General features: G+C 61.3%; 23 protein-coding genes, 1 tRNA gene, 3 rRNA genes and 1 pseudogene. 13 read left to right on the top strand and 15 right to left on the bottom strand.

The window, feature by feature from the left end:
- Positions 1-287 precede the first annotated feature (287 nt).
- On the top strand, positions 288-992 hold the full coding sequence (locus BLW62_RS07395) for a J domain-containing protein (protein ID WP_090506485.1): 705 nt from the start codon (positions 288-290) through the stop codon (positions 990-992).
- A gap of 9 nt (positions 993-1001) precedes the next feature.
- Here the strand turns inward: BLW62_RS07395 and BLW62_RS07390 are convergent, their stop codons facing one another.
- The 8 genes from BLW62_RS07390 to ligA form a co-directional block, all read right to left on the bottom strand.
- A complete protein-coding gene (locus BLW62_RS07390; RefSeq protein ID WP_090506484.1) occupies positions 1002-1613 on the bottom strand; it encodes a toll/interleukin-1 receptor domain-containing protein in 612 nt (203 codons plus the stop codon).
- 62 nt (positions 1614-1675) lie between these two features.
- The gene (locus BLW62_RS07385) at positions 1676-2086 is read right to left on the bottom strand and encodes a DUF8159 domain-containing protein (RefSeq protein WP_090506483.1); all 411 of its coding nucleotides are present in this window, start codon (positions 2084-2086) and stop codon (positions 1676-1678) included.
- An 89-nt stretch (positions 2087-2175) separates the two neighbouring features.
- Complete coding sequence (gene tpiA / locus BLW62_RS07380; RefSeq protein ID WP_090506482.1) at positions 2176-2820, bottom strand: triose-phosphate isomerase; 645 nt, start codon at positions 2818-2820, stop codon at positions 2176-2178.
- A 147-nt stretch (positions 2821-2967) separates the two neighbouring features.
- Complete coding sequence (locus BLW62_RS07375; RefSeq protein WP_090506481.1) at positions 2968-3522, bottom strand: multiprotein bridging factor aMBF1; 555 nt, start codon at positions 3520-3522, stop codon at positions 2968-2970.
- 66 nt (positions 3523-3588) lie between these two features.
- Positions 3589-4200: a CDP-alcohol phosphatidyltransferase family protein gene (locus BLW62_RS07370; RefSeq protein ID WP_076581788.1), complete on the bottom strand. Its 612-nt coding sequence runs from the start codon at positions 4198-4200 to the stop codon at positions 3589-3591.
- A complete protein-coding gene (locus tag BLW62_RS07365; protein WP_090506480.1) occupies positions 4197-4742 on the bottom strand; it encodes an adenylate kinase family protein in 546 nt (181 codons plus the stop codon). Before BLW62_RS07365 ends, BLW62_RS07370 begins: the two co-directional genes overlap by 4 nt.
- Positions 4739-5860: a histidinol-phosphate transaminase gene (gene hisC / locus BLW62_RS07360; protein ID WP_090506479.1), complete on the bottom strand. Its 1122-nt coding sequence runs from the start codon at positions 5858-5860 to the stop codon at positions 4739-4741. Before hisC ends, BLW62_RS07365 begins: the two co-directional genes overlap by 4 nt.
- A 337-nt stretch (positions 5861-6197) precedes the next feature.
- Complete coding sequence (gene ligA / locus BLW62_RS07355; RefSeq protein WP_090506478.1) at positions 6198-8006, bottom strand: ATP-dependent DNA ligase LigA; 1809 nt, start codon at positions 8004-8006, stop codon at positions 6198-6200.
- Positions 8007-8140: 134 nt separating this feature from the next.
- Between ligA and BLW62_RS07350 the strand changes: the two genes are divergently transcribed.
- The 8 genes from BLW62_RS07350 to BLW62_RS07315 all read left to right on the top strand — a co-directional run bounded on the left by BLW62_RS07350 (position 8141) and on the right by BLW62_RS07315 (position 14817).
- The gene (locus BLW62_RS07350; RefSeq protein WP_090506477.1) at positions 8141-9694 is read left to right on the top strand and encodes a glutamate-cysteine ligase family protein; all 1554 of its coding nucleotides are present in this window, start codon (positions 8141-8143) and stop codon (positions 9692-9694) included.
- Positions 9695-9768: 74 nt separating this feature from the next.
- The gene (gene cofD, locus BLW62_RS07345; RefSeq protein ID WP_090506476.1) at positions 9769-10761 is read left to right on the top strand and encodes a 2-phospho-L-lactate transferase; all 993 of its coding nucleotides are present in this window, start codon (positions 9769-9771) and stop codon (positions 10759-10761) included.
- Between the two features lie 5 nt (positions 10762-10766).
- Positions 10767-11522, top strand: a complete 756-nt coding sequence (locus BLW62_RS07340) for a beta/alpha barrel domain-containing protein (RefSeq protein WP_090506475.1) — start codon at positions 10767-10769, stop codon at positions 11520-11522.
- A gap of 59 nt (positions 11523-11581) precedes the next feature.
- Positions 11582-11803 carry a hypothetical protein gene (locus BLW62_RS07335; protein ID WP_090506474.1) on the top strand — a complete coding sequence of 74 codons (222 nt, stop codon included), beginning with the start codon at positions 11582-11584 and terminating at the stop codon, positions 11801-11803.
- A gap of 50 nt (positions 11804-11853) precedes the next feature.
- Entirely contained in the window at positions 11854-12711 is an 858-nt protein-coding gene (locus BLW62_RS07330; protein WP_090506473.1) for a triphosphoribosyl-dephospho-CoA synthase, read from the top strand.
- Positions 12708-13334, top strand: coding sequence for a DUF447 domain-containing protein (locus BLW62_RS07325; protein WP_090506472.1), 627 nt, complete (start codon positions 12708-12710; stop codon positions 13332-13334). The genes BLW62_RS07330 and BLW62_RS07325 overlap by 4 nt, the downstream gene beginning before the upstream one ends.
- Positions 13335-13482: 148 nt before the next feature.
- Complete coding sequence (locus tag BLW62_RS07320; RefSeq protein ID WP_090506471.1) at positions 13483-14466, top strand: hypothetical protein; 984 nt, start codon at positions 13483-13485, stop codon at positions 14464-14466.
- Between the two features lie 156 nt (positions 14467-14622).
- Positions 14623-14817: a 30S ribosomal protein S17e gene (locus BLW62_RS07315; RefSeq protein ID WP_076581772.1), complete on the top strand. Its 195-nt coding sequence runs from the start codon at positions 14623-14625 to the stop codon at positions 14815-14817.
- Between the two features lie 127 nt (positions 14818-14944).
- Here BLW62_RS07315 and BLW62_RS07310 read toward each other — a convergent pair whose 3' ends face one another.
- Positions 14945-15196, bottom strand: coding sequence for a hypothetical protein (locus BLW62_RS07310; RefSeq protein ID WP_090507532.1), 252 nt, complete (start codon positions 15194-15196; stop codon positions 14945-14947).
- A gap of 250 nt (positions 15197-15446) precedes the next feature.
- Here BLW62_RS07310 and asd point away from each other — a divergent pair, with 250 nt between their 5' ends.
- Both asd and BLW62_RS07300 read left to right on the top strand, forming a co-directional pair.
- A complete protein-coding gene (gene asd / locus BLW62_RS07305) occupies positions 15447-16481 on the top strand; it encodes an aspartate-semialdehyde dehydrogenase (protein ID WP_090506470.1) in 1035 nt (344 codons plus the stop codon).
- An 86-nt stretch (positions 16482-16567) separates the two neighbouring features.
- Positions 16568-16999 (top strand): DUF7344 domain-containing protein, encoded by a 432-nt coding sequence (locus tag BLW62_RS07300; protein ID WP_175459703.1) that lies wholly within the window; start codon positions 16568-16570, stop codon positions 16997-16999.
- Between the two features lie 59 nt (positions 17000-17058).
- On the opposite strand, the gene BLW62_RS07295 is transcribed toward BLW62_RS07300, so the two are convergent.
- Positions 17059-17490, bottom strand: a complete 432-nt coding sequence (locus tag BLW62_RS07295) for a universal stress protein (protein WP_090506469.1) — start codon at positions 17488-17490, stop codon at positions 17059-17061.
- Positions 17491-17643: 153 nt separating this feature from the next.
- Positions 17644-18615, bottom strand: a complete 972-nt coding sequence (locus tag BLW62_RS07290; protein WP_175459702.1) for a D-2-hydroxyacid dehydrogenase — start codon at positions 18613-18615, stop codon at positions 17644-17646.
- 157 nt (positions 18616-18772) lie between these two features.
- Here BLW62_RS07290 and BLW62_RS07285 point away from each other — a divergent pair, with 157 nt between their 5' ends.
- Both BLW62_RS07285 and BLW62_RS07280 read left to right on the top strand, forming a co-directional pair.
- Positions 18773-20164, top strand: coding sequence for an NAD(P)/FAD-dependent oxidoreductase (locus BLW62_RS07285; protein ID WP_090506467.1), 1392 nt, complete (start codon positions 18773-18775; stop codon positions 20162-20164).
- Between the two features lie 91 nt (positions 20165-20255).
- Positions 20256-21084 (top strand): annotated as a pseudogene (locus BLW62_RS07280) (manganese catalase family protein).
- Positions 21085-21531: 447 nt separating this feature from the next.
- Here BLW62_RS07280 and rrf read toward each other — a convergent pair.
- The 4 genes from rrf to BLW62_RS07260 form a co-directional block, all read right to left on the bottom strand.
- Positions 21532-21653 (bottom strand): 5S ribosomal RNA (gene rrf / locus BLW62_RS07275).
- 124 nt (positions 21654-21777) lie between these two features.
- Positions 21778-24697 (bottom strand): 23S ribosomal RNA (locus BLW62_RS07270).
- A 229-nt stretch (positions 24698-24926) separates the two neighbouring features.
- Positions 24927-24998: transfer RNA gene (locus BLW62_RS07265), tRNA-Ala, on the bottom strand.
- Between the two features lie 152 nt (positions 24999-25150).
- Positions 25151-26624 (bottom strand): 16S ribosomal RNA (locus BLW62_RS07260).
- The 16S, 23S and 5S rRNA genes sit together here with 1 tRNA gene alongside, the layout of an rRNA operon.
- Between the last annotated feature and the right edge of the window lie 252 nt (positions 26625-26876).

The following is a 26876-nucleotide window of genomic DNA, read 5'->3' as shown; positions in this document are numbered from 1 at the left end:
TCGGATTCTGTGTGTACTCGAGTAGAATCGTCGGTGACAGGAGAGGAGGCCCCGACGACAGTTCGTCGCCGAGTGCCACCCAACGGACAACATCCGTGCGAGGCACACCTCGCACAGGCCGGTAGTCAGCACGACTCGCCTTTGTTACCGACACCCTTCACCGACGACGGGGTCGGATCAGCGCGTCCCAAGACGGCGGTAACGTCCTCCTATGAACGATCGCCGTCTCGCTCGCATGTGTCTGTCAGCAGAAGAACTGATAAGGATTCAGTATAAACAGCCGCCCAATGGCAGTGGTCGACGACCGTCAGGTTGGCTGTGATGGGTGTGGCCGAACGGTCCCACTCGAGGAGCTGACGGCAATCACGATGCCCGACGGCGACAGGGTCGCGTGCTGTCCTCGCTGTGAGCCACACGCCCGCGAAGCCGCTCGAAAGTGTTCTTCGATCGACCAACGGCGTCGGACCTGCGACGGCTGTACCGACACGATTCTCGCGCCTCGAGTCGAAGATGTCGTCCTCGAGGACGGAACCGTCATCACGTGCTGTCCGGAGTGTGCTGCTCAGGCGCCGGCGGCCGACTCGAAGACGACTTCCGCATCCTCCGAGACCGACGAGGCGACGCGCACAGCAGACGACACACGTACTCGAGGACACTCCGAGTTGACGGACGAAGACGAGGCGCTCTGTACGCAGTGCAACGAGTGGGTTACCGCCGAACGATTCGAGATTACCACCATCGACGGGCGAAGCGAGCGATTCTGCCCGACGTGCACTGAGGCTGCAGAAGAAAACGGGATCGTCAAAGCGATCGGAATGCGAGAGTCGGAGGCTCGAGACGTGCTCAGCGTCGACCCCGGTGCGAGCAACGAGGAAATTCGTGCAGCGTTCCACCGAGAGGTCAAACGAGCCCATCCCGACCGACAGAGCGGGAGTCGCTCGGCGTTCCAGCTCGTCACGGACGCCTACGAACGGCTTCAAAAAGACACCTGAGCACCTGAGCTAGAGAATTCCGTCTTCTCGGCGAACATATCCGATCGTCGCCGCATCGAAGTAGTACGTCGACTCGCAGACGTCACACGTCGACGACAGCAGTTTCCCGTGTTCGTATCGCTTCCAGAGCTTGGATTGGTCTTGCTCGATCTCGAGGGTCACGGGGTGGCCACAGTCCGGAATCGTACAGGGGAATCGAATGTACCAATTGGGCACGGACAGCGCACCGAGTGGCGCGAGTTCGCTTCGGAGTCGGCTGATCAGATCGTAAATGGTTCGCGAGGGATTCTCTCGAGTGATCGCGACGCTGTCGGCGTTCTCGAGAAAGCCGCCGAGATGGCGTTCGCTGTCGGCGAGTGGGATCACGGGAACCCCCTTTGCGAGTGCGTAACCGACTTCCTGATTGACCCACCTGCTGGTCGACGATTCCTCCGTGAGCACCGCGACGACGACGTCGCTGTTCGCAAGGCGGCCCTCGAGTCGCTGTCGAGAACGACCAGATTCGACCTCCTCGAGCGCGATATGTGTTCCAAAGGGGAAATTCTTGACCGTCGAGAACAACTCCTGGACGAGCTCGAGGTCAGCAGGTGCGTGTGAGACGTAGATCTGTTCTCCGGCCATCTGCGTATCTACACCGACAACACGAGTGTGAGACTATTAATCTACCTACTCGTCGACATCACTTACTCGGTGACAGAATTGTGATCTCTCGTTTCGAGGACGCGCTCCGAGAACTCGAGATCGTCGAACGCTACTCCGAGTTCGTCGAACCACTCTGCTTCGACGTGCCAGTGACCGCGGACATCGCCGTCGGTCGACTGTGAGGTCGCCTCGAGGCGTCCCGGCGTCCACTCGCGTTCGGCACCGATATCGAGGACGGTTCGGACGACGGTGCCGACCTCGTCGCTGTCGATCCGTTTCGACTCCGAGACCGTCTCGTAGGAAATCGAGAGGCCAACCCCGTCGGAAATGTCGCCCGTTTCAGCCGACTCCTCGTTCGAAGCCCGTGGCAGACGAGTGACCTCGTCCACGTAAATTCCCTGTCCCATCAGTCGATTCTCGAGGGCTACTTCGATGGGACGAGCGTCGCTCATACGTCGACCTCCCATCGCGAGTGAGAAAAAGCATCGGTTCGAGGAACCGTGACGCAAAACAGCCACACTGAGTGGGCCGCCACGCTCGTCTACAGCGGTTCGACGAGGTCCTCGAGGGCGGCCGTCGGATCGTCCGCTTTCGCGACGCCGCTCGCGAGCAACACGCCTTCTGAACCGAGATCGCCCGCTGCGACGACGTCGTCGCCGGTACTGATACCCGCCCCGCAGAGAACGGACACGTCTCGGTCGACGTGCTGGGCTGCATCGACGGCATCCTCGACGATATCAGGGTCAGCCTGACTGACCGGCGTCCCGGTGCCGATCAGTTCCGGCGGCTCGACCGCGACGGCGTCGGGGCCGAGTGCCGCGGCGGCACCGATCTGTGCCGGATTGTTCGCACAGACGACCGTCTCGAGGCCTGCATGCTCTGCCGCGCGAACGGCTCCGTCGATGTCGGCCAGCTTCAGCCGCCGTTCTGAGTGGTTGAGCAACGTCCCGACGGCACCGGCGTCCGCGACGGATTCCGCCAGCGTCTGGCCGGTGTTGCTCCCGTGGTCGATCGGATCGACGTGTTGGGCCCACGTTTCAGCTCCCGTGTCGGCCACGCGCTCAAGGTGGGTCGCCTGCGGCGCAACTGCGAGGCGAGCGTCGGTCGATTCGTCGACGTCGCGAACGGCTTCGGCGACCGCGACCGGATCGCACGGATAGGTCTTCAGGTTGACAAGGACGAACATACCAGCACAGCCTCTCGCCCGAAAGAAATAGCTTGCGAGTCACCGACGAAGCGACGGACGCGAGCGAGAACGGCGACTCTCGAGTCTTCTGTGACGAAAACTGGAGAGGCAAAACCGTCGCACCGACGCGAGGTGAGAAGTGACGCGTCAGTCCTTTCGCTTGACGACGTCGCCGAGGGTGTAGCTTCCCGACGAGGAGCCACCGGACCACTCGGATTCGTCACCGGAGCTTCCCGCCGCGCTCAGGTCGATCTCGAGGAAGTTCTCGAGTTTCGACTGTGCGCTGTCGCTCGGGAGGGTGTCACCGCGTTCGATCTTTCGGATCAAACTCGCCTTCTCGTTGAGTTCGTTGGCGAGTTCGGACTGACTCAAGGACTTGGCTTCGCGAGCGTTGCGAACTCGCTCGTCGTAGTCAGTCGCGAGTTGGTCCATATCGTCGAACATGTCCGACCGACGTTGGGAACTCGAGCCACCGCTTGAACTCGCGCTCGAGCCACTGCCGCTCGAGCCGCCACTGGAACTCGAAGCGGAGCCCGATTTCGAACTCGAGGTCGAGTACTTACTCGAGGAACTCGAGCTCGACGGCTGTTTGACTTCGGTGCCGAAGTCGGTGCAGTTCGAACAAACGTCGAGTTTCGCACCCTCGACTTTGATCGTCTTCGGAGACGACGTCTCGGCGCCACACATCTCGCACTGAACCATGGAGGAACGTATATCGCGGCGAGTGATAAACCATGCGGCGCACTCTCGAAGGACGGAGAAAGCGACCTACTCGAGTGCCGACCAGGAGTGGACGAATCGCTGGAGGGCAGTCAGGTGGCCGACGACGGCGAGGAAGACGAGCAACCAGCCGGTGAGCGTGAGTCCGCCGTACTCGCCGGCGAGCGGGAAGGCGAGGAAGCCGACGATGCCGATGATCGCCAAGCGATCCGCTCGGCCGACCAATCCACCGTAAACGCGGTCGAGACCGACTGCCTGGGCTTGCGTGCCGAGGTAGGAGGTCATGACGACGCCGGTCACGGCCAGAAATCCGAGGAGATAATCTCCGATACCGGCTGCAAGCCCCGCGATGATGACGATGTCGGCGTAGCGATCGAGCACGTGATCGAGGAGGTCCCCGCCCGCCGAGGCGACGTTTTGCTCTCGAGCGAGTGCGCCGTCGACGATGTCGAGCCAGCCGTTGAGAAAGACCAGCGTCGCGGCAACGGCGTACCAGACGGGGTCTGCACGGCCCCCGAGCATGAAAGCACCCGCCGCGAGGACGGCCATGCCGAAGGCGAGGATGCTGACGCCGTCGGGCGTCATTCCCACTTTATCGAATCCTTTCACGAACGGGTCGAGAAATCTCGAAACGTACGGCCTGAACTTATCCAGTGTCATGTAAGGTACCCCACGAAGTCGACGTCTCCGGCACTCGGTTCTCGATCACCCGAGACGACCGCCGCGAGTTCCACGGCGACGGCGTCGGGCGTTCGGTCGGTCGTGTCGATTTCGTAGACCGACTCGAGGCCGTGTTTCTCCACGGCTTCTGCGAGGATTACGTCGAGCGCCTCGCTCTCTGCGTTCTCCGCGGCCTTCGCCTCGGTTTCACCGCGCTCGAGCAGCCGTTTCTCGAGCGGTTCGGGAGCACACCGAAGCACGGCGACGCGGTCGGCATCGAAGTGGTGTGCGAGGTGGGACTCGACGATAGTATCCTCGCGGCCCTCGAGCCACTCCGCGAGCGCATCGAGGTCGGCGACCTTGCTCTGTCGGTCGGCGTCGACCTCGGTGTAGAGTCCTTCTTCCTCGAGCACCGTGTTGAGGTGGATCACGTCGAAATCGGCCGTTGACGACGCAGCGTCGTCAGTCCCGAGTTTCGACGCGAGGTGTTCCGTCGCGGTCGTCTTCCCCGTTCCCGGGGTTCCGGTGACGGCGATTCTCACGTTTCGGACACCTCCGTACTGCTCGCGACGGACTCGAGCGCGTCGTTCACCGTGTCGACGGCGCGTTCGGTTTCTTCCTCGGTTCCGCACGTGATTCGGATACACTCGGGGAGCCCGAAACTCGAGCAGTCGCGGACGATAACGCCCGATTCCTGCATCGCGTTCGAGACGGCACTCGCCTCGCCGACGTCGACGAGGACGAAGTTCCCCTCGCTCTCCCAGACGTGAGCGTCGATGTGTTCGCGCATGTACGCGCGGGCGTCTTCGGTCGTCTCGACGGTGCGCGTGACGTGTTCGTCGTCCTCGAGAGCGGCCAATCCGGCGCGGCACGCGAGTTCACTCGCCGCGAAGGGGGTGTTGACGCGAGCGTAGGCGTCAGCCCACTCGTCGGGAACGATGGCGTAGCCGAGTCTGAGACCAGCCAATCCGTACGCTTTCGAGAACGTTCGCAAGACGGCGACGTCGTCTCGAGCGTCGAACCCGTCTCGGCCCTCGAGCAACGCGACGGCGCTGTCGCGGTCGGCGAACTCGCCGTAGGCTTCGTCGACGACGACGAGCGTGTCGTCGTCCGTTTCCGCAGCGATCGTCTCGATTTCGGCGAGCGGGATCGTCGTCCCCGTCGGGTTGTGCGGGCTCGTGAGGTAGACGAGTCGGTCGCCGTCGTAGGCCGAAAGCACGGCGTCTGCCGACTGTTCGAAGTCGTCCTCGCGCTCGAGGTCGTACTCCCGGACGTCGCCGTGGTGGAAGCGGGCGCTCATGCCGTAGTAGGCGAATCCCGGCGAGGGCACGAGCACGGTGTCGTCGGGCTCGAGCGTCGCTCGAGAGAGGTAATCGATCGCGCCGTCGCCGCCGTTTGCCAGCCAGATCTGGTCGGCAGAAACGTCCCAGCGCTCGGCGACGGCGGCGCTCAAGTCGGCGTGAGCCGCTTTCGGGTAGGAACTCACGCTCGAGGCGGCCTCGCGAAGCGCCACGGTGGCCGCAGGCGAGGGCCCGTGTGGGTTCTCGTTCGAGGCGAGTTTGACGAACTCCGAGGGGTCCCGCCCGAGTTCGCGGGCGACTTCCTCGATGCCCCGACCCGCCTCGTAAGCGACGTGATCGGACAGGTCGCGCGGTTGCATACGCCAATCCAGTTTCCGATAGCTCTTAAGGGTGCTTACATGGGGACAGTCACCCGACTCAGACCGTCCCCACGACGGTAGCACACCCTCACCGTACCGCGGTGGCGCGCGCTGTCGATCGTGGCCGAGCGACGGCGAGGGCAGATCGACGCTCCCGTGCGAGGGATGAGCGAGGAAACGAAGTGACGAAGCGAATCGGTTGGGGAGGACGCGGAATCCTCGTGTCCAGGTTGAGACGGGTTACCAGCGACGCCGTCGAAACGCTCACTCGCAAAACCATCCGAACGCTCACTCACACTATCACCTGAACGCTCACGCGCGACTACCACCGAAACATTCAATCGCGAAGTCGCTCGAGTCGCTCGAGGGAATCCGCGTCCGCCGTCGCCTTATCAGAACGCACCCCCACGAACCGCGGGAATCGAAGCGCGTAGCCCGAGGAGTACGTCGGCGAGGTCTGGATCTCCTCGTAGCCCACCTCGAAGACGACTTCGGGCTCGAGGTCGACCTCCTGGCCCTCCTCGGCAGTGATGTGGGGTTCGAGCAACTCGGTCAGTTCCTCAAGTTTCTCGTCCGTGATTCCCGTCGCGACCTTGCCGACGGTCTCGAGTTCGTCGCCCGCCTCGCCCGCTCGCACGGAGAGTTCGAACGTGCCCAAGAACGTCGCCCGACGGCCTTCGCCCCACTCCGCACCCGTCACGACGCAGTCCAACGTCTCGACGTCGGGCTTGCGTTTGCGCCAGTGTTTCCCCCGACGGCCGGGCGAGTACGTCGACTCGGGGTTCTTGAGCATGATCCCCTCGTGACCGCCCTCGAGCGCCTCGGCGTCGATCGACTCGATTTTCTCGGGGTCGTCGCTCTGCCAGAGCAGGGAGAGTCCGTCCACGTTCTCGGGGGAGCGAGAGCGTTCGTCCCCGTCGCACAGAACCGCCTCGAGTCTGTCGTGGCGGATCGTCAACGGCTCCTCGAGCAAGTCGTCGCCGTCGGCGTGCAAACAATCGAAGAACACCGGGCGAACCGTCACGTCTTCCCGGGCCTTTTCGACGTCGTGCTTTCGCCGGAAGCGTTTGAGCACCTCCTGGAACGGAAGCGGCGTGCCGTCGTCGTCGATGGCCACCACTTCGCCGTCCAAAATGACGGCTTCCTCGAGTGTCTCCTCGGCGAACTCGACGACTTCGGGCAGCGCGTCGGTCACGTCTTCCATATTTCTCGAGAAGACCTCGGTCGCTCCAGCGTCGGGATTCGTGCCCGGTTGGTAGTGCAGTTGGATTCTCGCACCGTCGTACTTCCACTCGACAGCAGCCTGCTCCCACTCCTCGAGGGCGTCCGTTACCGTGCCGGCCTGTGCGAGCATCGCCTGGACGGGACGGCCGACGGCGAGGTCGAGTTGGGTCAGGCCCTCGAGACCGTCGTCGCGCGCCACTCGAGCGACTTGCCCGTAGTCGTTCGAGACCTGCAGCGCGCGTTCGACCTCGCCGCCGGGAACGTCGAACGCCTCGGCGATCGCATCGCGGACGGTTCCCTCGCCGACGCCGATACGCATCTCCGAGAGGACGAGCCGAGCGAGATAGCGTGCCTCCTCGCTCGAGCAGCGATTGACCAGTCCGAAGAGGAGGTCGACCTTTCGATCCTGGCTGCCAGCGCCTTCGGCCGCGGCGAGCTCCGAAAGGGTCTCGTAGACCTCCCGAACCGTGAGGTCGGTCCCATCGGTGGTATTGGCGCTCGAGGACCCACCACCAAAGGCTCCGAGCCCCTGCTGTCCGCCGAAGTCGTAACTCGCGGCGACCTCGCCGATCTCACCGATATCCGCGAGTCGAGCCTCGACGTCGTCGGTTCGCACGTTCGTCCCCGCCGCGCGAGCGATCGCCTCGTAGCACGTACTCGGCCCGATGTCGAGCGTCCGGGACTGCCAGGCTGGAAAGACCCGCCCCTGGACGAATCGGGCGACGATCTCGAGGTTGTCTGGTGTGTCGAAGTCGTCGGGAGTTGCAGTGCCGTGCCCGGCGTCTGAGCAGGGATTCCCATCCTCGAGTGGGGCCGACTCGAGCGTCTCCTCGAACAGCTCAGTGACGAGTGCAACGATCTCGAGATCGGCGGGCTCGGCTTCGATCGCGGCCACACGTTGGGCGAACGTGGCGAACTCCATCGGGCGAGAGTAACGCACTCGAGAGTAAAACGGTTCTGAGATCGACCCCTGATCGCCGTTCTACGTCCATTCGGTCCTGTGACCAGTCGATCCGAGGGACAGGGTTTAAAGAGAGTCGGGCCGCACTCGGAGGTATGCCAGAGGAGGAACTCGCTGCGCAGGTCGCGGACGTGCTTGCGGTCGACGGCGAAGAGTTTCGCGAGCGTGCCCAAGCCAATACGGAGGTGATCACGGACGCCGTCCACGACGGCGTCTTCGACAACCCACAGGCGATCGTCGGCTTCGAGTACGAATTCTACGCGGTCAAAAACGACGACTGCACGCTTCGGCGAGTTCCCCGTCGGTTGCTCGAACTCATCGGCTTCGAGAAGGAACTCGGCTTGCACAACGCCGAGATGACGACCAGCCCGCAGCCCCTGAACGCTCACGGGCTGGCCGCCCAAGAGTCGGAGATCAAAGCGCGACTCCGGACGGCACTCGACGTCACCAAATCCGAACGCATGCGACTGGTCAGTGACGGCCTCTGGACGATTCCACCGGAGGGCGAAAACGCCCGAACCTACCTCGGTGACAGCATCGAGCGAACGGTCACGGCCCCCGACGGGTCTGAGCAATCGATCCGCATCGCGACGAACATGAGCGACTCCGCGCGCTATCACGCGATGGCCAACACCGATCAGGCCGACTCCGCCGGCATGCGACTCGAGGCCCCGAACGTCTCGTTGCAGGCCGATACCGTCATGCCCGAGAGCCTCATCACGTCGATCCAGCCACACTATCAGGTCGCCCACGCTCCCGACCTCCCGCTGTACTTCAACTACGCGCTGCGCGCCGCTGCGCCCCTCCTCGCACTCGGCGTCAACTCGCCGTTCTTTCCCGCGGATCTCTACGACGATGATGCGACTCCCGAGGAAATTCTCGCGGACGCCTGGATGGAACACCGGATCAGCGTCTTCGAGACGGTATTGAACGACCCCGCCAGCGGCGAGGGCAAAGTTCGGTTCCCCTACGACCTCGACACCGTCGGCGAAGCGGTCGCGCGAATCGCCAACGACGACACCATCGTTCCGATGCCCGTCGAACCGGGCGAACGCTTCGACGATCAGTTTCCACACTTCCGACAAAAACACAGCACGTACTGGCGGTGGGTTCGTCCCGTCTTCGGCGGACCGACGCGCTCCGCAGCCAACGCCCGCATCGAGTTCCGGCCGATTCCGTCCCAGCCGACCGTTCGCGACTCGATTTCCTTCCTCGCAGCTTTCGCCGGCGTCCTCGAGAGCCTCACCAGACTCGAGCACCCCGTCGTCGAACTCGACTGGCAACTCGCCAGAGAAAACTTCTACGCGGCGATGCGCGACGGACTCGAGGCCGACCTCACCTGGATCACGAACGACGGGAAGGAGACGACCGACAAGCTCGCACTCTACGAGGATCTGTTGGCTCACGCCGAAGACGGCCTCGTCAACCGCGGGCTAACCGAAGAGGAGGCGGCGAAGTACCTCTACCCGCTCCGACGGCGGGTCCGACAGGGCGTTACGCCAGCTCGCTGGAAACACGAACGCGTCCGAAGCGCCGTCGCGGACGGAGCCTCGATCGCCGACGCCATCGAGGACATGCAGACGGAGTACGTCCACAAGCAATCCGAGACGCTGCTCGAGGGGAGTTTCGCGGACTGGATCGGCGATTGAGCAGGGACGCGGGGCGAACATAGCCACAGCAGGGCAGCCGACAGTATAAGTATCCTCGCTCGACAGTGACGCATATGGTCACGTTCCTCTCCGGGGGCACCGGCACACCGAAGGTACTCGACGGTGCTGGTGCCGTCTTTTCGCCGGAGGAAACAACCGTCGTCGCCAACACCGGCGACGATATCGAACTCGGCGGACTGTTCGTCTCGCCCGACGTCGACACGCTCTTGTTTCAGGGTGGCGGGGTGCTCGATCGCGAGACGTGGTGGGGGATCGACGGCGATACCCACCGAACGAACACAGCACTGTCCGATATCGCGGACGCTGCAGGGCTCCCCGGCGGCCCGCAGTACCTCCCAGCGGAAAAACAGACAGACGGAATGGAACTCGCGAACTGGCGGCGATTCTCCGGCGTCGACGAGTTCATGACGATCGGCGACCGCGACCGCGCGGTCCACATCACACGGACGAGTCTCCTCCAGCAGGGACACACGCTATGTGAGGCGACCCAGCGACTCGCAGACGCGTTCGACGTCTCGATCGACATCCTGCCGATGAGCAACGATCCCGTCGCGAGTCTCGTCCACACCGAAGACGGCACGATGCACTTCCAGGAGTTCTGGGTCGCCCACCGCGGCGAGCCGACCGTCGAAACCGTCGAGTTTCGCGGCTCGTCGAACGCTCAACCCACACCGGGCGTCCTCGAGGCGCTCTCCGAGACCGTCGTCGTCGGCCCCTCGAATCCGGTCACCAGCATCGGTCCAATGTTGACGTTACCGGGCGTTGCGAAGGCGCTCTCCGAGACGACGGTCGTCGCCGTCTCACCGTTTCTCGGTGACGACGCGTTCTCGGGGCCTGCAGGCGAACTCATGGGCGCGGTCGACGCGACGCCGAATACGGAAGGGCTCGCGACGGCGTATCCCTTCGCCGACGCGTTCATCGTCGACGACACCGACGACGCGGAATTCGATCGACCCACGTTCCAGACCGACATTCGTATCGACACGCCGGACGACGCGGCACGCGTCGCGCGAACGATCCAACGGGCGATAGAGGTCGTCGAGTGACAGCGATGTTTTCACCACCACTCGCACTCGCGAGTCTCAGCGGCGAATCCGACGCGGCCTGGGCCGAAGCCGGAGCCGAGTTCGCCGGCGGGGCGTTCCTCGGGGGTATCGCACTCGACGAGGATGCTCGAGACGCGGCCAGAGCGCTCGTCGACAGGGACCGAACCGAGTTCCTCCCGGACGATCCCCTCGCCTTCATCGACGCCCAACTCGCCGCACTCGAGGACGTCGACCTCCAACCGGGATTCAACGTGCGGAGTGCGACCGTCGACCCGATCCCGGACGCGGCTCGCATCTGTCGGGATCGAGACGCGCTCCTCGAGATCAACGCTCACTGCAGACAGGACGAACTCTGTGCAGTCGGCTGTGGCGAGTCGTTGCTCCGAGACGGTGAGCGACTCCGTCGGTACGTCCAAGCGGCGGCTGAGACCGGCGTTACCGTCGGCGTGAAAGTTCGAGCGGAAGTGCCGGGGGTCGACCTTCCCGCGCTCGCAGCAGACCTCGAGTCCGCCGGCGCGTCGTTCGTCCACGTCGACGCGATGGACACCGAGTCGATCGTTCGCAACATCGTGGCGGAGACGGATCTGTTCGTCGTCGCGAACAACGGCGTCCGCGACGAGGCGACCGTCAACGAGTACGCGGAGTACGGCGCGGACGCGGTCAGCGTCGGCCGGCCGAGTGACAACCCGGTCGTCCTCGAGCGCGTCCACGACGCCGTCGTCGAGCAGACCAGTCAGGACTGGTCGTCACCCCTCTTATAAAGTAGCCAGTCGTGTAGACGGTTCCTTTTCAGGCCCGAGGCTAACCTCGAGACGAGAGTATGCGTCGGAGAGACGAGCACGCAGTCGACACCCGCTGGGGATGGTGCTGCCCCCGGTGTGACGAAGACGTCCCGGTTAGCAGAGATCCCCACTCACAGACGTTTCGCTGGGAGTGCCAGACCGACGACTGTCCCGCGGTTGGCTTTGGATTCTCCTCGAGACGACGGGCCAGACTGGGACTGCTCGAGTATCGCGAAGCCTTCCAGCGAATCTACCGCTAAAACTGCCCGAAATGCACAGTCATTAATCCGCCCGATTCGTAGCTGGCGACATGCGAACGCCAGCGCAGCAAGCTGAACTGGCACTCCTCCTCGAGGTCGCAGGGACGCCCAAGCCGGGCAACGTCGACCGACATCGGGACCTCGAGGAGTTGCGGTTCGAACACTTCCTCGCAGGTGCCGTAGGCGCACGAACGGGACTCGACCTCGCAGCCGACGGCGAGCCGATTGGGACGGCCTTCGAGCGTGCCGTCGAAGGGATGGCTGCTCAGGGCGGGGACAACACGCAGTTCGGCGCGCTCTTGTTGCTCACCCCGCTGGTCCGGGCCGTTCGAGACAACTTGACTCGAGCGACCGTTTCGAGCGTCTGTGAGAACACGACCGTCGCGGACGCGGCTGGCTTCTATCGCGCGTTCGACCACGTCGACGTCTTCGTCGACGAACCGCCGGCAGACATGGAGCCACTCGACGTTCGTCGCGGAAGCGAGGCGATTCCGGCACTCGAGGAACGGGAGCTGACCCTCTACGACGTGATGGAACGGAGCGTGCCCGGAGACGACGTCGCTCGAGAGTGGGTCAGCGGATTCGAACGATCGTTCTGGGCTGCAGATCGGCTCGCCGACACCGAGGAAACCGAGTCGCTGTCGAAACGCACTGGCGACGTGTTCCTGGAACTGCTCGCCGAGCGGTCGGATACGCTCGTCGCGAATCGCCGCGGTGAGGACGTCGCCGCGGATGTCTCCGAGCGCGCAGCGCAGTTGCTCGCAGACGACGGCCTCGAGTCTGAGCCCGACGCCGTCGAAGCCTTCGCGGACGACCTCGTCTCTCGGGGAATCAACCCGGGCACGACGGCGGACGTGACGGCCGCAGGGCTCTTCATCGCGCTCGAGCGCGAGGTGATCAGCGTATGAGCGACGACGCGTTCCACCCCGACGCAGGCGAACCGACACGAGGATCCACGGAGTGGCCACTCCCGCTCTCGGGCGTGACCGAATCCGTCGTCGCGACGCTGGGGCCAAACGGGCTGTGGAATTTCGCCGCACTCGGACTCTTCGCTGACGACGAAGCCGAAGACGCGCCAATCACGGCCCGGACGTGGGGAAACACACGAACGCGTCGGAACTTCCACCGACAGGGCGAAGGCTACGTCTTATTCGTCGACGACCCCGTCGTCTTCGCAGACGCCGCGCTCTCGATCGTCGAACGCGAAGAGCCAATCCTCGAGTGTGCACACGCGTGGGCACGCGTCTCCGTCGAGCAGACCGACGCTGGAACGAGCGACGGAACCGAGTGGGAAGCGTGGCGCCTCTCCCCGGTCGAGGCAGCGATCGAATCGAAAACGGTGCCGACGATCGACCGCGGCTTCGCAGCCGTCGTCGAAGCCACCGTTGCGGCGTCCCGACTCGGTGTTCCCGGCTACGACGAGGAGACCCTCCGCGAGCGACTCGAGTACGTCGCCTCCGTCGTCGACCGGGCGGGGAGTCGACGAGAGAAAGACGCACTCGAGCGCGTCCGCGAGCACACGGAGTGGTGAGTCGACCGTTTCTGTTCGGCTACACCAGTCGATCGTTCCCGATGAGTACGTCGACGGTTGCCGCGACTGCCGTGGGTCACTCGCCGATCCGTCTTCGGGGGTACTCGTGAATGATTTTAAATAGGAACATGGGTCCAAGCAGGGCCACATGGTACTCCACTTCAGACAGGCGACACGCATCTACGCGAAAACACTCCCATTCGTCCTTCTCAGGTTGGGGATCGGCCTCCTCCTCGGCGTTCTCAGTGTCCTCTACTTCGGCGGCGTGTTCTACGTCGGCTACCGCCTTCTCGAGGGCGGAACGATATCCGGGTGGATCGCAGTCGTCGGCTTAGTCGTCGCACTCGGCGCGTTCGCGTGGTTCTGGCGGCTGTTGAGCAGGTACGTCCTCTATCTCGTCAAAGCGGCCCACATCGCCGTCATTGCCCACGTCGTCGAAACCGGTGACGTTCCCGATGATCAGCTTCGATACGGTAAATCACAGGTGAGCGAGCGATTTACGGAAGCGAGCGCCCTCTTCGCCGTCGATCAGGTCATCAAAGCCGTCGTCAAACAGTTCAACGACGCCGTCGTGTCGTTCTCGGGGCTATTTAGCGTCGTTCCTGCACTAAAACAACTGATCCAATTCGTCGGAAAGGCAATCGCCATCGCTGCCTCCTACATCGACGAAGCGATCATCGCACACATGTTCGTCAGCGACGAGGAGAATCCGTGGCGGTCGGCTCGAGACGGCGTCGTCCTCTATGGCAAACACTGGAAGCCCGTCCTCGGTTCCACCATGCTCATCGTCCTCGGCATGTACGCCACCGCGTTCGTCCTCCTGCTCGCTCTCACCCCACTCGCAACCGTGTTAAGTGGGCTCTCGACGACGCTCGAGGCGGTGAGCTGGGTCCTCGTTGGTGGCGTCTTCCTCACCATCTACACCGGCTTCCTCAAGCCGTGGGTGAAGACCGTCGTCATTACCACGTTCCTCGTCGAATCTCGAGACACGGAACCGGACAGCGAGACGATGGATCGCATCGCCGGACGCTCGGAGCGATTCCAGGAACTCATCAGCAAAGCTGACGACGACGGTCCAACCGAACAGCCGTCCAAACCGGACTCTCACCCCGTCTCCGGCCACGGGGCCTGATTCGACGCGAATGCGGGACGTTCGATTTTCTCAGTAGTCGACGCCGGTCGACTCAAGTGCAAAACGGAATACGGAGGGCTCGCTACGGCCAGTTTCGTCTCCGGAGACGAAGCGAAAGAGAAAGGGATTAAGAGCCTCTGGACGGAACCAACTGCTATGGCAATCAAACCGGCCTACGTCAAGAAGACCGGGAACCTCCTCTTGGAACGGTACCCGGAGGCGTTCACGACCGACTTCGAACAGAACAAAGACAGCGTCACCGAACTCACCACCGTCGAGTCCAAAGGCGTCCGTAACCGGATCGCAGGCTACGTCACCCGAAAGAAGAGTTCCCAGACGGCGACGGCGTAAGCGAGTATTTTCCTCGAGTTCGACGACGACGAGCCACGGGAGCCGTCGGTGCGTGGACGGACGTTTGACTGCGAAGTTGATGTCTCCAAGTCAGAAGTGAAGCGAACGCTGCGAGGATAGTGGCGTCTCAGTGGTCGAATCCGGGCTCCATGTACGTTGCGACGACGAGCGAGATGACGCCGAAGAAACTGAGGACCATGAGACCTGCTGCGCCCGATACCACGTTGAGTTCGGTACCCAGAAGCTCTGCGCCGTCGTACCCGAGCCAGCCGATGGCGAGCGCAACCAGGAAGAACACTCCGGAGAGTACCGCAGCACCTGTCTGGAAACGAGTATCGAACGGACCGACGCCGCTCGAGTTAGCGGTCGAACTCGTCACTTGGACCACCCCGCGTTCGATTCGAATCGAACCTGTTGGACGTACATGGGTACTACATTCCACTCGGGTTTCTTAACCTCTTCTATGGCCGCCCACTACCGACGCACTCGTATCGGTTGGTCTGAAAGTCTCTGATCACGATTTGATCTCGAGTTACGACCGTCCACGGCGTTGTACCACCGGTTCGTGACGCCGACACGTGAGACGAAAACCCAAACCGTTTTGCGGACACAACCCTGAGTCCGGGAAAATGGCAGTACGAGTTGGCGTCCTCGGCGCAACCGGTGCCGTTGGACAGCGACTAATTCAGCTTCTCGAACCCCACCCGGAGTTCGAAATCGCCGCATTGACCGCAAGTGACTCCAGCGCTGGCAAGACCTACCGACAGGCCGCAAAGTGGCGTGTCGACAGCCCGATCCCCAGCGACGTCGCCGAGATGACCGTCACCGCGACGGATCCAGACGAGGTTCCAAACGACGTCGACCTGTTGTTCTCCTCGCTCCCCTCGAGCATCGGCGCAGACGTCGAACCCGGCTTCTGTGAAGACGGCTACGTCGTCTCCTCGAACTCCTCGAATGGGCGCATGGCTGACGACATTCCACTCGTCATCCCCGAAGTCAACGCCGACCACCTCGACCTCCTCGAGGTCCAGCGAGACGAACGCGGCTGGGACGGCGCGATGGTCAAGAACCCCAACTGCTCGACGATCACCTTCGTCCCCACGCTCGCCGCACTAGCCGAATACGGCCTCGAGAAGGTCCACGTCTCCACCCTGCAAGCCGTCTCCGGCGCAGGCTACGACGGCGTCTCCTCGATGGAAATTATCGACAACGCGATTCCCCATATCGGCAGCGAGGAGGACAAACTCGAGACCGAATCTCGGAAACTACTCGGTTCGTTCGACGGTGCCGAACTGAGCCACAACGAGATGAACGTCTCGGCCTCGTGTAACCGCATCCCGACGATCGACGGTCACCTCGAGAACGTCTGGGTCGAAACCGAAGACGATCTGACCACCGAAGAGGCTGCATCGGCGATGGAAGCGTACCCGTCGCTCGACCTTCGCTCCTCGCCCGACCCGCTCATCCACGTGTTCGACGAACCGGACCGACCGCAGCCACGAATGGACCGGACGCTTGGCGACGGCATGGCCATCGGCGCAGGCGGCCTGCAGGAAACGCCGTTCGGTCTCCAGTACAACTGCCTCGCCCACAACACGATTCGCGGTGCTGCCGGTGCGAGCGTCCTGAACGGCGAACTCCTCCTCGAGAACGGCCTGCTCTAAAGCAGTCAGTTACCGACACTGACTCTCGAGAGCCACCTGTTCACTTTGGCGGCGTGTACTAGTACACCCACTCCCAACGATGGGGTATGCTTCCCGCAATCTCCGACCCTGAATCGTTGACGCCAATTACGGGGTCGTCTTCGACGGACGCGGATGCAGATAACAGTCGTTCACAGTCGCTCGATGTACTCGCAAACCACCGCCGACACTACGTTCTTCACTATCTCGAGGAGGCCGACGAATCGGTTTCGCTCGCGGAGCTAGCAGACCACATCGCGATCACGGAACACGACGAAGACCGCAGTGCGATTGCAGACTACGGCGACGCACTGTTAGGCACTCGCCGTCGCGTCATGCTCTCACTTCGCCACCTTCACATTCCGAAACTGGAAGCCGCTGGTGCGGTTGACTTCGATATCGACGCGAACACCGTTACGTCGGGCCCGGCGAGCGAGTCACTACTTGCGCGAGCGGAAACTGTCGAAGCAACGACTGGAAACGAATACAGCAACCAGTAATCTCCGAACTCGGGTTCGACGAAGAAACCACAGCAACGTCAAAACTGCACCAGCCTCGCTTAAACGTCGGTCTGGGGCAATGCAACAACAGGAACCGACGCTTCCTTGACCATTCGTCGGGCAACGTCGCCGGTGAGTAATTCTGCGAGACGGTTTCCCGCTCGCGGAACGAACACCACGGCATCGGCGTTCTGGTCCCCTGCTTCGGTGAACACCCGCTCGACGATATCCGTCCCGTAGAGGATCTCCGTTTCGACCGTCGCGTCCGTTTGCTCGAGCGGGGACCGCGTGCGCCTGAAGATGTCTTCGGCGTGTTCCTCGCGCTGTGCGACCGGTGCCTTGTCGATTCCGCCACCCGATTTTTCGACGACGTTGACGACGATCACCGTACTCGAGGCAGTGAGATGCGGGGCGAGTGCCGTCGCCGTCCGTTCCCCGTCGTCCGGATCTGCCGCGGGAACGATAACCGTCCCGTCGAACGAGAGTGTCATCGCACTCTCCCCGCTCGATGCAATACTCTCGAATCAACGCTCGATTTCGGTCGAGCAGCCCCGGTCCGTTTTACCATACCTGCTGTACGAACGTCACCGTGAAAAAACTGCAGTCGACACAACTGGGACCGAACGCCGTCGTGACCACGCCAGCTACAAGTCGATCTGATTCTCGAGGTCCGCGTTCGGGTCGGCTCGGAACCGACTGGCGTTCTCCGCGACGATGTCTGCGAGTCGGTCATAGTACTTCGGCGTGTGGCCCGCGTTGTGTGGCGTGATCTGGACGTTCTCGAACGTCCACAGCGGATGGGCTTCTGGCAGCGGTTCGGGATCGGTAACGTCGAGTGCTGCCCCGCGTATCCATCCAGATCGAAGGGCCCGGAGCAGCGCGTCCGTTTCGACGACCGGCCCTCGCGCGACGTTGACGAGAATCGCGTTCGGATCGATCGTCACGAGGGCTTCTCGATCGATAAGCCCGCGAGTCGTCTCCGTGAGCGGACACGCGAGAACGAGGTACTCGGTTCGTGCCAGTGCATCCTCGAACTCCTCGTCGTCGAATCCAATTACTTCGTCCGTCGGCCCGCCCTTCTCCGGCGAGTAGCGTACCCCAACAGTTTCGACGCCAAACGCCTCGAGACGCTCGCACACGGCCCGTCCGATCGCACCCAATCCGACGATTGTCACCGTCGAGCCCTGCAATTCGTGGGTCTTGTAGTGACGCCACTCCCGCCGCTCCTGTCGACGAGCCCCGACGTGGAAGCGACGCGTAAATCGAAGGATCGCACCGAGGACGTGCTCGCCGATGTTCGGCCCGTGTACACCCGACGCGTTCGTAACTGTCACGTCCCGCTCTTCGAGTTCCGTGAGCGGAAGATGGCCAGTCCCCGCGTACGCACACCCGAACACCTCGATCGAACGTGCGTGCTCGAGCAACTCCTCGTCGAGCGTCATTCCGGTGACGAATCGAGCATCCTCGATCAAGTCACGTTCTGCGGTGGGCGTCCGGGCAAGGGTTACATCCCACTCCGGAAGCCGCGTGCGGAGCGCATCCGCGTACGATTCGATCGGCATTCCGTGTGCGCCCCGACGGAGGACGAGGAGTTCAGCCGTGTCAGACTCGCTCATACTCGGTGCCTCGGTCGGCCGAATCAAAAACGTTCGTCTCCCAGAGCTCCCTCTCCGTACTCGAGTTTCCTCCCCCTCGACCAGAAATCTCGAGTGGCCTTGGTCTCTGATACGAAATTCACGCAGTTTAATACGGGCGACTGAGTCCCAATGGAGTATGGAACGCGTTGACGTCGCGATCGTCGGTGGCGGCCCCGCGGGCGCATCCGCGGCCGAACGGGCCGCTGCCCACGGCGCCGAGACGGTCCTCTTCGAGCAAGGCGTCCCGCGGGAAGACCGCGACGAACTCGGTCCCGACTCGACCGACGCCGCCGGAATGCTCGACTACTGGATCGACATCATGGATTTCGAGTACGAAGAGATCCCAGACCACATCGTTCATCGGGAACTCGAGTCGACCGAATTCGTCGGTCCAAACAGTTCAGTCGAGATGACGACGACTGGGATCGACGCCAGTTACTCGAAATTCGGATACACCTTCCACCGTGCACGGATGGACGACTGGCTCTACGAACGTGCCGAGGACGCCGGTGCCGACCTCCGGGTTGGAACGAGCGTCAAAGACCTCGAAACCGACCTCCACGCCTCGAGTTCAGAGGGGCCGACGCACACGCTCACTCTCTCGAGTGGCGAGCAACTCGACGCTCAGTACGTCGTTCTCGCCGACGGTCCCCAGCGTCGGATCACGCTCGATGCCCTCGATCAGTTTACGACGCCGGGACGCTCCATTGCCGAGCAACTCTCACCTCCCAAAGCGAATCATATCGCTTACCAGGAGTACCGAGAGTTCCCCGACGAACTCTTCGCGGAGTTCGAAGACACCCTCAAATTCTGGTGGGGGTACATGCCCGGCGAAACCGCCTATCCGTGGGTATTCCCCAACGACGGCACGGTCGCACGCGTCGGGCTCACGATGCCCATCGGCATGACACTCGAGGACGTCGAGAATCCTGGCTCATACAAACTCCTCGAGCCAACCGACGACCAACTCCCCACCGGCTCTGAGTACATCGAACGCCTGCTCGAACTCGAGTACGGTGACGAGTACGACATCGAGGAAGACATTCCGATCGTCGAAGACCGCGGAAAATCGAAGGGGACCGAAACCTATCCCATCTCTTCGACCCGCCCGATCGAGTCTCCCGTCGGCGCGAACATCGCCGTCGCTGGTGGCGCAATGGGAACGACCTCCGCGTTCCACGAAGGTGGATACCACGTGGCCGTCCGAACGGGAAAAATCGCCGGCCGACTCGCCGCGACCGACTCACTCGAACACTATAACGAGATCTGGAAGCGCGCAATCGGCGACGAAATCCTTCGAAACGTCGCGTTCGCCGACATCGTCAAAGATTACGGCCCCGACGACTGGGACTGGGCATTCGACACCGTCACCAAAATGCAAGGCGGCAATGGGTCGAACGCGCTCATCAGCAACCGCTACTCCGCTGGTGTGAGCGCCTCGAAGATACTCCTCCTCTACAAGAAGAAAAAGTTCGAGTACCGTAACGGCAACTACGTGCAGCTCCAGGAAGACGACTACGTTTACTAACCAAACCGAAACGACGAACACACGCTTTTTCGACGTGTTCTGAATCACCTCGCCGAGACTAATTCACACGGGATACAGCCCGATCCGACGAGTGTTCTTTCACGAACCAGAACTGCAATTCGAAGTCACCGTCGACGAACCGGATCCGCACTTCGCAAAACTCCTCCAACAGGCCATCGGCGGTGCCGAAGGAGAGATTCGCGTCGCAATGCAATACATGTTCCAAGCTTGGGCGCTCCCGCCGGAACACGAACAGTTCAGAAACCTCTTGCTCGAGACCGCAACTGAAGAACTCGGCCACATCGAAATGCTCGCGAGCGCCGTCACAGAACACCTTCGGGGTGCACCCGACGACCTCCTCGAAGAGGCATACGAAGCCAGAGAACACGCTGCCATGGCCGCATCGATGACCGATCAGACACCACGTCACCTGCTATCCGCCGGGCAGTCGGCCATGCCGATCGACAGCAACGGCGTCCCGTTCGACGCCGGAACCATCGTCGCCTCCGGAAACCTCGCAGCCGACCTCTACGCGAACGTTATGGCTGAATCGACTGGCCGACTGCTCGCGACACGACTGTACGAACTCACCGACGATCCTGGCATGGAGGAGATGCTCTCCTACCTCATCGCCCGTGATACAATGCACCAAAATCAATGGCTCGAAGCACTCGAGACCCTCGACGACCCAGTTCCCGTACCAGCGAGTTTCCCACAGGAGGAATCAGGGCTACAACTACACGTTCATCTCCACCCGCCGCGAGCCACAGCCTGACCCTGGACTTCCCTGGACGGAAGGCGACTCGCCAGATAGCAACGGTCAGCTCTCGTACGTTCCAGAACAGCCGGGTGATGGCGAAGTCGTTGCTCCAGAGCCGGCACCGCAAACATACAACGATCCCGACGAGCGCGAAGAATAACGCACTACCGCGTCCGTTCGACGCGCGCAGCAAGGGTTAAACGGTGGAAGACGTTAGTACAACTGCGTGCCTTTAGTCCCCGTCCGAGTCTACCCATTCGGGTGCGATGACAGTACGGCGAACCCGGGCACGCGATACACTCGGTGGGCAGTGCCCACCCGCTGAGGAGAATTGTTACTCCTCCGCCCGGCACGAGGGTTAGCCAGCTGACGCGGCATGCCGCCACGGGATGAGGCTGGACGTTAGTGTTCCGGGTGACACTCTTTAACATTCAAGAGTGACTACCGAATCGGTAGTCGAATCAGCCATCGTTTCTCCGTGTGTATTTGATTCGCGAACGAACTGTGTATCCACTCTCGAGAGTAATTTCACAGAGCAACAGCACCGTTGCTCTGCAATACATGAAAAAAGCCGACCCCCGTGAAGGAGTCGGCTTTGAAGTATGAGTGAAGGCGGCGAATCGGGGATCCCAGAGGCTCGCGCACTCCAGTACGTGCCGATACGCAGACGAGCTTATCTTCCGTGTTCGGGATGGGTACGGGAGGCACCTCGTCGCTCTGGCCGCCGTAATGCCGATCAACGGACTCGAACCGTCGCTAAACCGTAATCGGTGGCCTCTGACCGTGTGTATGTGTAGTCCAGTTTGCGTCCGGACCCGTTCTCCGCGTCACGGATCCAATGCGATAATGTATGACTGTGTGGCTCGATCGATTAGTGCTCGCGGGCTCAACGCCTCGTTGCCTTGGCGCGTACACCCCGAGTCTATCGAACTCGTCTTCTACGAGTGATCTCAGTGGTATCTCTTTTCCAAGTGGGTTTCGAGCTTAGATGCGTTCAGCTCTTACCCCGTGGTGCGTCGCTGCCCGGCACGTGCCCTCTCGGACAGCCGGTACACGAGTGGCACCCATTCGTAGTTCCTCTCGTACTATACGAACGTTCTCGTCAGATACCGTAACACCCCCAATAGATAGCAGCCGACCTGTCTCACGACGGTCTAAACCCAGCTCACGACCTCCTTTAATAGGCGAACAACCTCACCCTTGCCTGCTTCTGCACAGGCAGGATGGAGGGAACCGACATCGAGGTAGCAAGCCACCCGGTCGATATGTGCTCTTGCGGGTGACGACTCTGTTATCCCTAAGGTAGCTTTTCTGTCAGCAATTGGCCGCATCAAGCAGCCTAATTGGTTCGCTAGACCACGCTTTCGCGTCAGCGTCCGTCGTTGTGCCGGACACTGTCAGACTTCCGTATGCTCTTGCGCTCTTTCCCGCGTCTCCGACGCGGGTGAGGAAATCTTGGGGCGCGCTCGATATCTTTTCAAGCGCGTACCGCCCCAGTCAAACTGCCCGGCTACCAGTGTCCTCCGCCAGGAGTGAGAGTCGCAGTCACCATCGGGTAGTATTTCAATGCTGGCTCGGTGAGCCGCTAGCGCGGCTACCTGTGTAATGCCTCCTACCTATGCTGCACAATGGCGACCACGTCTCAGTGACAGCCTGCAGTAAAGCTCTATAGGGTCTTCGCTTCCCCTTGGGGGTCTCCAGACTCCGCACTGGAACGTACAGTTCACCGGGCCCAACGTTGGGACAGTGGCGCTCTCGTTGATCCATTCATGCAAGCCGCTACTGAAGCGGCAAGGTACTACGCTACCTTAAGAGGGTCATAGTTACCCCCGCCGTTAACGGGTCCTTCGTCCCCTTGTAAGGGGTGTTCAGATACCCGCACTGGGCAGGATTCAGTGACCGTACGAGTCCTTACGGATTTGCGGTCACCTATGTTGTTACTAGACAGTCGGAGCGCCCGAGTCACTGCGACCTGCCTCTTTCCGAGGCAGGCATCCCTTATTGCGAACGTACGGGACTAACTTGCCGAATTCCCTAACGTCGGTTATTCCCGACAGACCTTGGCTTTCGCTGCCACGAGTACCTGTGTCGGATCTCGGTACGGACTGTGTGCTTGCCTTTTCACGGGCTCTAGGTTGACCTCTCTTTCGCTATCCAGCCATTCGATCGCTTCCTGCCATTACGGCTTCCACGATCTTCGACTGTTCGACCGGGCGAAAACCCGGTAGAGGCGGCCCCAAAGCGTCGGCTTTGAGTGCACACTGGCGTAGGAATATTAACCTACTTCCCTGTTGTCAGCTTCGACTTACGGGCTGACTTAGGACCGGCTAACCCTCAGCTGATCAGCATTGCTGAGGAACCCTTACTCGTTTGGCCGTCGAGGATCTCACCCGACTCACGCTGCTACTATGACCAGAATTTTCGTTACTGCACGGTCCACACGACCTCTCGGCCGTGCTTCCGCCCGAACAGTACGCCAACCTACAGGATCACTCCGTCAAGAGTGCCGCTAGGTCTCGGTGGTGGACTTGAGCCCCGATCATTTTGGGCGCCTCAAACCTCGGCCGGTAAGCTGTTACGCTTTTCTTAGAGGGTAGCTGCTTCTAAGCTCACCTCCCGGCTGTCTAGGGCTTGAGACCACCTTCGATCGCACTTAGTCCACACTTGGGGACCTTAACCCAGCTCTGGGTTGTCTCCCTCACGGTACACAGGCTTACCCCGCGCACCGGACTCCCTGCGTCAAACGACGTTCGTAGGTTCGGAGTTGGACAGGGGGGCACACTCCTCTCGGAGTGCGATCCCCCAATCCGTTGCTCTACCCCACGAACTATCTCGGCAGAGGTCATGCTTCGACATGTTTCGGTTGGAACCAGCTGTTTCCGGACTCGATGGGCCTTTCACCCCTAGACATAGGTCACGCGAGGGTATTGTAGGACACCAACGCTAGCAGGCCTCCACGTGGCTTTCGCCACGCTTCACCTTGCCCATGCCTAGATCGTCCGGTTTCGGGTCGTGCCCGATTGACTCCCCGCGCTTGAACACGGCGGCCCTTGTGCAAAGCACTGCGGCCATGTCGGTTTCCCTACGCCTTCCCCGATACTCGGGTTAGACTCGTCAATCAGGCACACTCTCTGGTTCGTTTTTCAAAACGTACGACGGAACACCGGCTTCCCGTGATGCTTACTACAGGTTCGCACCTGATTCATTACTCACAGGACCTTGTGTGCCCCGTCGCTCTATCGCCAACTGATTTCACGCCCTATTGCACCTCCCTTCTGGGGGTACTTTTCAGCGTTCGTTCACACTACTTGTTCGCTATCGGTCTTGAGGAGTGTTTAGTCTTCCCAGTCGATGCCTGGGATATTCACGAGGGATATCCAACCCCCGATACTCTGGAGCTGACTCGTCTCATACTCATCTACACTACGGGACTGTCACCCTGTCTCGTGCTCTATTCCAAGAGACTTCCTGTAGATCCTCTGAGAGTGTTAGTCAGTCCGAACACCACATTGCCCGAAGGCTTCGGTTTGGACTGTATCGCGTTCCTTCGCCAGTACTAACGACATCACATTACGTTTTCTTTTCCTGCCGATACTGAGATGTTTCAGTTCTCGGCGTTCCCCATTGCGCGAAGCAATTGCGGTGGGGATTCCCATTCGGAAATCCTGAGTTCTTTCCCTCCGTGCGGGTCCCTCAGGCTTATCGCAGCTTGGCACGTCCGTCTTCAGCTCTCAAGCCGAGCGATCCACCAGCTGGCACAGTAGCCACGTTCATCGGATCGGGATTACATCAAAGATGTAATCGTTAAGTGACCCGGGAACGGGTCCAGTGGACGCCTGGACTACACGTACACACAGTCTCATCTGCACGCCGGTAGACGGCCGGCCTGCATTGACCCTTCCCAGCCACACTTGCGCGGGCTGGTGCATCGGTTCTGCTTCGGATTCAATCCTCGGGTCGTCTCCCACTTAAGGGACACGATCCGTGATTTCCTCCGAGTCATGGACCCACAGGGATTCGAACCCTGGGCATCCTCCTTGCAAAGGAGGCACTCTACCACTGAGCTATGGGCCCACGTCCACCACTCGATGGTGGACACGAGGTGAGTGTTAGCCTTGGTAGTTCTGAGGTGCTCGATCGGCCTAACGGTGGGCGATCGAACGTGAACTGCGTGACGGAAAACCGTCACGGCTTCTGGGCTGGGGCGACGCCCCAGTCCCGGTCTGTGGAGGTGATCCAGCCGCAGATTCCCCTACGGCTACCTTGTTACGACTTAAGCCCCCTTGCGAAGCCCAGATTCGACCCCCGTACAGGGGCCTCATCCGGACCTCACTCGGGTGCTTTGACGGGCGGTGTGTGCAAGGAGCAGGGACGTATTCACCGCGCCCTTCTGAGGCGCGATTACTACCGAATCCAGCTTCATGAGGGCGAGTTTCAGCCCTCAATCCGAACTACGACCACGTTTCGGAGATTAGCGCCCCCTTTCGGGGTTGCATCCCACTGTCGTGGCCATTGTAGCCCGCGTGTCGCCCAGCACATTCGGGGCATACTGACCTACCGTTGCCCGTTCCTTCCTCCAGTTTGGCACTGGCAGTCCTCCTAATGTACCCAACCACCACAAGGGTGTTGCTGGCAATTAGGAGTGCGGGTCTCGCTCGTTGCCTGACTTAACAGGACGCCTCACGGTACGAGCTGACGGCGGCCATGCACCTCCTCTCAACGGCTCCAGTAAGCTCATCACACTGACCTTCACGGCACGTTGTCGATGCTGGTGAGATGTCCGGCGTTGAGTCCAATTAAACCGCAGGCTCCTCCGGTTGTAGTGCTCCCCCGCCAATTCCTTTAAGTTTCATCCTTGCGGACGTACTTCCCAGGCGGTCTGCTTCACGGCTTCCCTACGGCACAACACTGGCTCGTAGCCAGTGTCACACCTAGCAGACATCGTTTACAGCTCGGACTACCCGGGTATCTAATCCGGTTCGTGACCCGAGCTTTCGTCCCTCACCGTCGGATCCGTCCTTCCAGAGCGCTTTCGCCACCGGCGGTCCGTCCAGGATTACGGGATTTCACTCCTACCCCAGACGTACCCTCTGGATCTTCCGGTCCCAAGCCACACAGTTTCCACCGGACGCCTGCGCGTTAAGCACGCAGATTTCCCGATAGACTTGTGCGGCCAGCTACGGACGCTTTAGGCCCAATAATAGCGGTCATCACTCGTGCTGCCGGTATTACCGCGGCGGCTGGCACCGGTCTTGCCCAGCACTTATTCCACCACCACCTTACGGTGGTGAAAAGCGAGGACTATATGCCCTCGCACTCGGAGTCCCCTTATCGCACTCGCGTGCAGTGTAAAGGTTTCGCGCCTGCTGCGCCCCGTAGGGCCCGGTATCTTGTCTCAGATACCGTCTCCGGGCTCTTGCTCTCACAACCCGTACCGATTATCGGCACGGTGGGCCGTTACCCCACCGTCTACCTAATCGGCCGCAGCCACATCCTATGGCGCCTGAACGTTTCGCGCTCGCGCCACTTCCAGGCAGCGAGCGGTATTCCGCATTAGCCTCAGTTTCCCGAGGTTATTCGGATCCATAGGGTAGTTTGGCCACGTGTTACTGAGCTATCTGCTACGAGTCTAAACTCGTGCAACTAGCATGGCTAAATCGGACTCCAATAGCAATGACCTCCGGCAGGATCAACCGGAATGCTATCTAACTCCCAGCCCCAATGAGCTGGGAGGGCTAAATTTGGCGGTGAATGTCGTATCCAAGATACACACTCACACATGGGTCCACGTTCGATGTCCCCCAGATCGCCGACCGATCAAGCGACACCGAACTACCAAGGCTAACATCAAATCCCATCTATACGGCGGACCGCAGGGGTAGGATTCTCATTTCCTTCGGATCTACTCCTAAGCCATCCGGGGTACATAACCCCTTCGAACCGGAGTGATCC

The organism is Natronorubrum sediminis (assembly GCF_900108095.1).
GTDB lineage: Archaea > Halobacteriota > Halobacteria > Halobacteriales > Natrialbaceae > Natronorubrum > Natronorubrum sediminis.
Note: the sequence above shows the minus strand (reverse complement) of the source record. Positions and strands in the feature narration are given on the sequence as shown.